Source organism: Pedobacter sp. 01N416 (assembly GCF_056399685.1).
This window is the reverse complement of the sequence record NZ_JBFTRT010000693.1, coordinates 1-6,386: the sequence shown is the minus strand read 5'-3', so window position 1 is coordinate 6,386 and position 6,386 is coordinate 1. Positions and strand designations below refer to the sequence as shown.

Annotated in this window: 8 protein-coding genes and 1 tRNA gene; 5 read left to right on the top strand and 4 right to left on the bottom strand. The window is 40.7% G+C overall.

Annotated elements, in window-relative coordinates; all coding sequences use genetic code 11:
• The first annotated feature begins 120 nt into the window (after positions 1–120).
• The gene (locus AC1DND_RS25920) at positions 121–1,071 is read left to right on the top strand and encodes a cellulase family glycosylhydrolase (RefSeq protein WP_477585471.1); all 951 of its coding nucleotides are present in this window, start codon (positions 121–123) and stop codon (positions 1,069–1,071) included.
• A 63-nt stretch (positions 1,072–1,134) separates the two neighbouring features.
• On the opposite strand, the gene AC1DND_RS25915 is transcribed toward AC1DND_RS25920, so the two are convergent.
• A complete protein-coding gene (locus AC1DND_RS25915; protein WP_477585469.1) occupies positions 1,135–2,382 on the bottom strand; it encodes a sulfatase-like hydrolase/transferase in 1,248 nt (415 codons plus the stop codon).
• Positions 2,383–2,637: 255 nt separating this feature from the next.
• On the opposite strand from AC1DND_RS25915, the gene AC1DND_RS25910 reads away from it, so the two are divergent.
• Positions 2,638–2,713 (top strand) — tRNA-Lys (locus tag AC1DND_RS25910).
• Positions 2,714–2,806: 93 nt separating this feature from the next.
• On the opposite strand, the gene AC1DND_RS25905 is transcribed toward AC1DND_RS25910, so the two are convergent.
• The gene (locus tag AC1DND_RS25905) at positions 2,807–3,532 is read right to left on the bottom strand and encodes a hypothetical protein (protein ID WP_477585467.1); all 726 of its coding nucleotides are present in this window, start codon (positions 3,530–3,532) and stop codon (positions 2,807–2,809) included.
• Positions 3,533–3,613: 81 nt separating this feature from the next.
• On the bottom strand, positions 3,614–4,021 hold the full coding sequence (locus tag AC1DND_RS25900) for a Crp/Fnr family transcriptional regulator (RefSeq protein ID WP_477585465.1): 408 nt from the start codon (positions 4,019–4,021) through the stop codon (positions 3,614–3,616).
• Position 4,022: 1 nt separating this feature from the next.
• Between AC1DND_RS25900 and AC1DND_RS25895 the strand changes: the two genes are divergently transcribed.
• The 3 genes from AC1DND_RS25895 to AC1DND_RS25885 all read left to right on the top strand — a co-directional run bounded on the left by AC1DND_RS25895 (position 4,023) and on the right by AC1DND_RS25885 (position 5,409).
• Positions 4,023–4,475, top strand: a complete 453-nt coding sequence (locus AC1DND_RS25895; RefSeq protein WP_477585463.1) for an SRPBCC family protein — start codon at positions 4,023–4,025, stop codon at positions 4,473–4,475.
• The gene (locus AC1DND_RS25890; protein WP_133777490.1) at positions 4,456–4,779 is read left to right on the top strand and encodes an ArsR/SmtB family transcription factor; all 324 of its coding nucleotides are present in this window, start codon (positions 4,456–4,458) and stop codon (positions 4,777–4,779) included. The genes AC1DND_RS25895 and AC1DND_RS25890 overlap by 20 nt, the downstream gene beginning before the upstream one ends.
• 84 nt (positions 4,780–4,863) lie before the next feature.
• Positions 4,864–5,409, top strand: coding sequence for an SRPBCC family protein (locus AC1DND_RS25885; RefSeq protein WP_477585461.1), 546 nt, complete (start codon positions 4,864–4,866; stop codon positions 5,407–5,409).
• Positions 5,410–6,008: 599 nt separating this feature from the next.
• Here AC1DND_RS25885 and AC1DND_RS25880 read toward each other — a convergent pair.
• Positions 6,009–6,386, bottom strand: a 378-nt coding sequence (locus tag AC1DND_RS25880) for a helix-turn-helix domain-containing protein (RefSeq protein WP_477585459.1), incomplete at its 5' end; no start/stop codon positions are given.

Here is a 6,386-nt window from a genome sequence, read left to right as displayed (position 1 = left end):
AACCTACACAGCATACATTAACCAGTTTAGATAAAGCTATTTTAAATGAGTTAAAAAATAAATAACATTTTGATTTTCTTCTGGTTAACGCCTCACTAACCAAATATTAAATCATTACCTATGAAAATTAAAACGTCAATTGCAACAATGGCCGTTATGTTAAGCGCGTGCTTAATGGGCTGTGAAAAAAAAGAATTAACAGAAACTCCGCTCGAAATTGAAAAAACGGAGGTCACGGATGCTCAAAAAGCAGACGCAGAATCGGTTGGTGCTGCAGGAATTGCAGGTGTAAATTGGGCAGATGGCCGCGACAATTTTGTTGATGGCTGGGTAATCCCCTCAGGGTTAACCGCTGGTGATGATTACACCACGGTATCAGCAAAAGCAAATGCAATATTAACGGGTTTCCAAAATAACATGCCGGGTGTAAATACGGTAAGGTTACCAATTAACCCGCCAAGTGTATCCGATTCGTGGTGGGGCGCATATACCGGGGCAATAGATCGCGCTTTAAGTAAAAACATGAAGGTTATACTTGCTTGTTGGGAGAGTGCATCTTCCCATAATGGTACTATCGATGACACTACTCAGTTTTGGGCCATGTGGCAAACCGTAGTTAATAAATATGGAAGTAATGCAAACGTGTATTTCGAACCCATGAATGAACCCTATGGTTATACATTGGCCCAATTAACCACTATTTATGCCGAATGGCTTTCCCGTTACCCCAATGTAAGCAAAGGCCGGATTCTTCTAGGTGGTACTGGCTACTCGGAAAATGTAACAGCCGTTGGCGCTGATAGCCGATTTTCGAGCTGCCTCTTATCCCTGCATAACTATGCATTTTGGGCTACCAGAACACAATCGGCCTGGGAAGCTGACTGGCGAAACCGTTTTGGTAATTATGCAAGCCGTACCGTGGTTACCGAATACGGTGCAGCCATGACTACGGGTAAAAATTATACCGGTTCTGTTGGTAGCGATAATGAAATTGCCTATATAGTTGGTTCTACCAATGTATTTAGAAACGATAAGGTTGCCAGTGTGTACTGGCCAGGGCTTACAACATGACAGCATCTGAGGTGACATCGCCTTTATGATACAATCTCTTTTGCTTTATCACGATAAACATACTTAATTGCCAAAAATCTCATCAGGAAATGGTACTGCTTTTCCGGTCGCTTTTTCTACAGGCATTTGTGCCCCACGTTCTTTTAAGGTTTTGCCTAAAAGTATAGCCAGCTTTTTCATTTCAGTGGGATTAGTTGATGAAAGACTATGCTGCTCACCAATATCTTTGCTTAAATCGTAGAGTTCAAATTTTTGTGTGCGCATCTGGTAAATCAATTTCCAGTTGCCAAAGCGAATGGCGCTGTAATAATTTATTCCAAGTACTGCTTCATCTTTAACAGTAGTCCATTTATTGGGGAAATGAAAAACTAAGGGCCTATCCTGAAGTTTAACTTCTGGGCGTTTTAATGTGGCGAACAGACTTAATCCATCCAATTTTTGGATGATTTTTGGCGCTTTAATTCCAGCTATTTCCAATATGGTCGGAAAAAAATCATCAATAATTACCGGGTTTCGATTCACCGAGTTAGCAGGAACGGCAAGGGGCCATTTTACAATCATTGGCTCGCGTACACCACCTTCGTAAACAGAGCCCTTACCCGATTTGAAAGGATAATTGTGTGTGTTTACAGGACCTCCTCTTTGGTGTGCATCTAAACCGCCGTTATCGCTCATGAAAATGATCATCGTGTTTTTATCCATACCTTTTGCTTTCAGGAAATCCATGATATCACCCAAACTTTTATCCATTCCTTCTACTAAACTGGCATATTTGGCTTCAGTACTGTCTAAACCTGCATCGTAATATTTTTGCACAAATCTTTTATCGGCCATAATGGGTGCATGAACAGCATAGTGGGCCATATTAAGATAGAAGGGTTCTTTTCTGGCTATTGGAATGGTAAGGGCTTTTTTTGCTTCAATGGTTAGTGCTTCTGTTAAAAAAGTGTCAGAATCGTAATATTCCTCTAAATCGGGTACTGCCTGTGCCTGCGCTTTCCCAGGCATGTTGCCATAACGTTGTTCAGCAAGATAGCTTTGCGGATGGCCTGCCGCATGCCCGGCAATGTTAACCATAAAGCCAAGGTTATAAGGGTTGGCTCCAGGCGTTCCCATCGAGCCCCAATGCGCTTTCCCTACATGTATAGTATAATAACCAGCATCCCTTAGCAGTTTTGGGAAAGGAGTCGCTTTAACAGCCTTTTCTATATCCGAATCGGGACTAAAACCATTGATATTCCAACTTAAAGGTGAGAATTGCTCATCTTTTTCATCGGTATTGTTGTTTTTTTGAGGCAACGTTTGCTGCATCACTGCGTTTATAGCAGCGTGAAATAATATTTGGATAACTACACGAAGGCTATTTTAACTTATTTGTCGGCTTTTACAACAAAGCAGATGAAAAGAAAGAAAAAAGATATTTTTTTAAGGTGCTTAACCCTGTGAACCCTAAATGTTTAACTGTTTTTTATTTAGTTAATGTTAAGTTTTTATTAAATAGATTGACTTTGTTCTTTGCGGGAATGAATTTAATTTCTAACTTCGCAGCCTCGAAAGGGACAAAATGATTCCGTAGCTCAGCTGGTAGAGCATTACACTTTTAATGTAGTGGTCCTGGGTTCGAATCCCAGCGGGATCACCAAAGGCGCAAGAGATTGCGCCTTTTCTGTTAAAAATATCCTTTAAACGGGTTTTCTACAAAAAGCATATCAGGAAAATCAATAAAAATCACCAACTAATTCCCATGAATATCACCTTTGGGCTGTTGTAATTTTCTGAAGACTAAGGTGTGTAAGAACAAAATGGTAGCTGGCGCAAATGCGGGGAACCAAACGAACGGAAATATCGCCATTTCCCGGAGATTCCCATTCGCACCGGTGATCACCGCGATCACCAGCAGGTTGATAATGTCCAGCATGCCGAAGATATTCCAGGCATAAACGGCGGTTTTCCACCCTGGTTTTTGTTTGGAGGCCATCCTTGCCACCGGTAGGGTCAAAAGCGCGGTAATGATGTCTCCCAGCCCGGCTGAAAAAGCAAATTCGGCAGGAAGTAAATGATTGCCATAAAGGATGATAAAAAATACTCCGACCAGCCTGAATATATGGATCGCGATCAGGGACTCCAGTTTAATTGAGTGAAGTAATGTCTTGACTAAGCCAGTATTTCCAATGAATCCGAATAAAATGAACAATAGGGGCATACCCGCCCAAACCATCACTTTAGGCGGTAAAGAATTAACATCAAGTATACCCTTTAAAGCAAGTACGGAAACATAAGCCAGATAAAGCATATAAAAACCAAAAATACAGAACTGTATATTCCTGGATTTAGGCAGCGTCAATCCAGCATCTAAAGCTGCCTGTTTTACCCGTTTTGTGAGGAATGCAATGGAATAAAGAAAACTTGCGATGAATAGCACGATCACCAAAATGGGCGCGCCTGAAATGAAATTTGCCATTTGAGTTGCCGATTAATATGAAAGCAAAGAAAGGGCAATTAACTTAAATTCCACTTGACATAGGACAGGAAATGAAACAGGCTATTTTTTTACCGCCTCTTTTCTTATTCTGCTTAAGGAAGTATCGGCAATCCCCAGGTAAGAGGCAATATATTTTAAGGGGACATGTTGAAGGATTTCCGGATGAGAATGAATCAGATCGCTGTAGCGTTGGTCGGCTGTTTCCTGCAAATTCGATAACATTCTTTCTTTAAGCAGGCTGTATTGGTTGACAATATTCAACCGTCCGAATTCACGAAATTCCGGGATGGCATGGAAACTGGCCTGCATATCTTCGTAAGTAATGGACCAGGTTTCACAATCGGTGATGGCCTGGATATATTCTTTGGCAGGCGTTCTTTTAAAAAAGGACAGCAGGTCACTTGCATAAGTGTTTGCCGGATAGAACGCGGTTGTAACCTGGTTGCCTTCGACTCTTAAGTTACTCATTATGGCAAAAGTTATTAAACACCAGTATTTCTTCGCCCATCCCCTTGAAACGGTTTGGGAGTATTTAACCAATTCCGATCTCATGGCACAATGGCTCATGAAAAATGATTTTCAGCCTGTTTTAGGCCATGAATTTCAGTTCCGGACCGGCAGCATAGCCAGCCTGAATTTTGACGGCATTTTTTATTGCAAGGTGCTGGATATTCAACCTCTAAAAACACTAAGCTATTCCTGGAATTGCGGCCCTGGTGAGGGCACAATCACGCTTGAATCTGTTGTGACCTGGAGGCTCGAACCCAGGAACAACGGCACCGAAGTATTTCTGGACCACCGTGGCTTCGATAAGGCAGAAAATCTGGATATGTACCATGGCCTGCTGCATGGCTGGCTGGAGAAATTCCAAAAAATCGAAAAACTTTTAAATACAGAACCACATGGCCATACCAACGCTTGATACCTTCCAGGTGATCGGAGACCCGAGCCGGCGGAAAATGCTGATGCTCCTTTCGGAGAATAGTTTGACCATCAACAGCCTGGCCGATAATTTCGATATGAGCCGCCCAGCGGTATCCAAGCATGTCAAGATATTGGAAACTGCCGGATTTATTTCTATTCAGGACCTGGGCCGGGAACGCTATTGCACGCTGAAAAAGGACGGTTTTGAAGAATTGCAGGCCTGGCTGAACTACTTTGATGAGTTCTGGACATCGAAACTGAAAAAATTGGAAACCTTATTAAATAATAAATTACCTAACTAAAGACAATAAATGATTGCATCAAATTTGACAGCCGTCCTTTTGACGACACTATTGCTCTCAAACTGGAACAATTGCTCAAAGCAAATGACCGAAACAAAGTATCAGGTTAAAGTAACCCATTTAAAACAGAAAGATATGGAAAAGCAAGATTACACAGCCTCCATTTTAGTGGAGCAGAACCCAAAAGTAGCTTTCGAGGCTATCAGCAACTTTCGCAGCTGGTGGTCTGAAGAAATAGAAGGCCAGACAGATAAGCTGGGTGAAGTATTCGTCTATCACTATAAGGACGTCCATATATGCAAAATTAAACTCATAGAAATGGTCCAGTATAAAAAATTGGTTTATGAGGTTCTGGACAATCAGTTCAGTTTTACAAAGGATAAAACGGAATGGATCGGTACTAAACTCATCTTCGATATTTCTACAGAAGGAGCGAAAACAAAGGTAAAATTCACTCATCAAGGCTTAGTGCCAGAATATGAATGTTACAAAGTTTGCCACGATGCCTGGGGGAACTATATTAACAATAGCTTATACAGTTTAATTACTACCGGCAAGGGAAAACCTAACCCTAAAGATGCTGATGGTTTTAATGCCGAGTTAGCAGATAAATGGAAGATCAAACATTAAAAATCCTGATAAGACGAAAGTCCAGAAACGCTGATCTTTGAATTAGGTTCGAATCCCAGCGGGATCACAGAAATTCAAAAACCATCTTTATTTATCTTAAAGATGGTTTTCTGTTTTTATAATAATTTGCAGTGTCGCCTGAAATGCTATAAACGCAGATTTTGTGTTCGATGTATGTAAGGTCAACCCTATGGGATCATAAAAATGAAACTATACAGACCTTCCTAAGGTTCTGTTCTGGGACTTTGATTTCGACAAACTGGTGTCGCCAATCTTTATTACCTACAAAAGGCAATTTTCACAATTAATTATTTGCACAGATATCGGCAGGCTGGAATTGTTAATGATTTTCATTTTTTCAATAGTTATCTAAACAATGTTATGCTCACCTCTATTTAGATTGTAGCTGCTTTTCAAAACCAAGCCGATCTATTTTTATCATTCTCTGCCATTAACTCCGTAACTTCAAAAGAAAAATTACCATATATTTTCAGAAACTCCTTAATATGCGCTGCATAGTTTCAGGGCTGCGCTTAACCGTTGTTTCATCTTCGGAATTCATCTGGTGGGCCAATATTGTATCAGCCATTATATATATGCTAAATTAATCCCAAACTCCAATAATTTCCTGGTGTCTTGCCGAAATATTTTTTAAAAGTATAGATAAATGAACTGGCGTTTTCATAACCAGTTTCAAAGGCGATCTCTTTCACTGCTTGTTTGTTTTCAAGTCTCTTAATCGCTTCCAGCAGCCTGGTTCTTGTTCGCCAATCACTAAAAGTTATACCAAGTTCTTTTAGAAACAACCTGGATAAGGTGCGGCTACTCATAYCCGCGTTATTGGCAAAATACTCAATAGGGAGCCTATAACTCAAATCCTTCTGAATTTCTTCAAGTATGGCTCGTAACCTTGGTTCAGTGCTCAGTGGTAAAAACGTTAAACTTGGCCCAATAACCATAAGCTCGTCTAATAATAC

Excerpts from the sequence above, each read along its gene's own strand:
- AC1DND_RS25900 (WP_477585465.1), bottom strand. The coding sequence starts at position 4,021 with ATGAGTAACTTAAGAGTCGAAGGCAACCAGGTTACAACCGCGTTCTAT.
- AC1DND_RS25895 (WP_477585463.1), top strand. The coding sequence starts at position 4,023 with ATGGCAAAAGTTATTAAACACCAGTATTTCTTCGCCCATCCCCTTGAA.
- AC1DND_RS25885 (WP_477585461.1), top strand. The coding sequence starts at position 4,864 with ATGACCGAAACAAAGTATCAGGTTAAAGTAACCCATTTAAAACAGAAA.
- AC1DND_RS25920 (WP_477585471.1), top strand. The coding sequence starts at position 121 with ATGAAAATTAAAACGTCAATTGCAACAATGGCCGTTATGTTAAGCGCG.
- AC1DND_RS25915 (WP_477585469.1), bottom strand. The coding sequence starts at position 2,382 with ATGCAGCAAACGTTGCCTCAAAAAAACAACAATACCGATGAAAAAGAT.
- AC1DND_RS25890 (WP_133777490.1), top strand. The coding sequence starts at position 4,456 with ATGGCCATACCAACGCTTGATACCTTCCAGGTGATCGGAGACCCGAGC.
- AC1DND_RS25905 (WP_477585467.1), bottom strand. The coding sequence starts at position 3,532 with ATGGCAAATTTCATTTCAGGCGCGCCCATTTTGGTGATCGTGCTATTC.